The following is a 1,002-nucleotide window of genomic DNA, read 5'->3' as shown; positions in this document are numbered from 1 at the left end:
GATGGCGGTGATGGCGATGATGGGATAGCTGGCGGTGGCGGCAATGATGTGATTTTTGGCGGCAATGGTGATGATAATATATATGGCGATGCTGACAGTTATGAAACAGGGCAAATGCTGGACGCTAAATATCATGGCAATGACACCATTTATGGCGGAGCCGGTAATGACCAAATCTCTGGTGGTGGCGGTGATGATTATCTTTATGGTGGTGATGGCAACGATATAATCTGGGGCGATGCTGCGAATGCCAAAGAACCCCATCCGGAGCTTAATGGTAACGACCATATATGGGGCGATGCCGGCAATGATATTCTGGATGGTGGCTATGGCGATGATGTGATTCATGGCGGTGATGATCATGACAAGGTTTATGGTGGTGCCGGCAATGATGAACTGTATGGCGATGATGGCGATGACGAAATTTATGGTGACTGGTTAAATAAAAATGTTACCGAACATGGTAATGATTTTATGGATGGCGGCACCGGCAATGATAAGCTGGCCGGTGGTGGCGGTGATGACTGGATTATCGGTGGTGAGGGCGATGATATGCTCTGGGGTGATGACTGTCGGGAAGGTCATGAGCTGAATACCACTATGGTGGGGAATGATTATCTTTCCGGCGGTGCTGGCAATGACATGATTTTTGGCGGCTATGGCGATGATACACTGGATGGCGGCATCGGCGATGACGCCCTCTTTGGTGGTGGCGGCCGCGATACCATTTATGGCGGTGATGGTGATGACCAGATATTCGGTGATTTCAATTCTGGTGTCGGTATGGATATTGTGGCTAAAGATAATAGCTACAACGATACTATTTACGCTGGTAACGGTAACGATCTGGTGGTGGGGCAACTGGGCGATGATCTGATTTATGGCGGTGCGGGTGATGATAAATTATTCGGCGATCTGGGCTGGGAGAATCCGAAAGAAAACCGGCCGCAGGATAATGGTAATGACACTATCTATGGTGAAGCAGGTGATGATTATATAGAT

The 1,002-nt window shown here is 48.6% G+C and carries 1 protein-coding gene; it reads left to right on the top strand.

Going from position 1 to position 1,002, the window contains the following annotated elements; all coding sequences use genetic code 11:
• The coding region (locus MJ764_RS11345) for a calcium-binding protein (RefSeq protein ID WP_275415318.1) at positions 1–1,002 on the top strand (1,002 nt) is incomplete at both ends.

It is taken from the genome of Snodgrassella gandavensis (assembly GCF_914768025.1).
Lineage (GTDB): Bacteria > Pseudomonadota > Gammaproteobacteria > Burkholderiales > Neisseriaceae > Snodgrassella > Snodgrassella gandavensis.
Note: the sequence above shows the minus strand (reverse complement) of the source record. Positions and strands in the feature narration are given on the sequence as shown.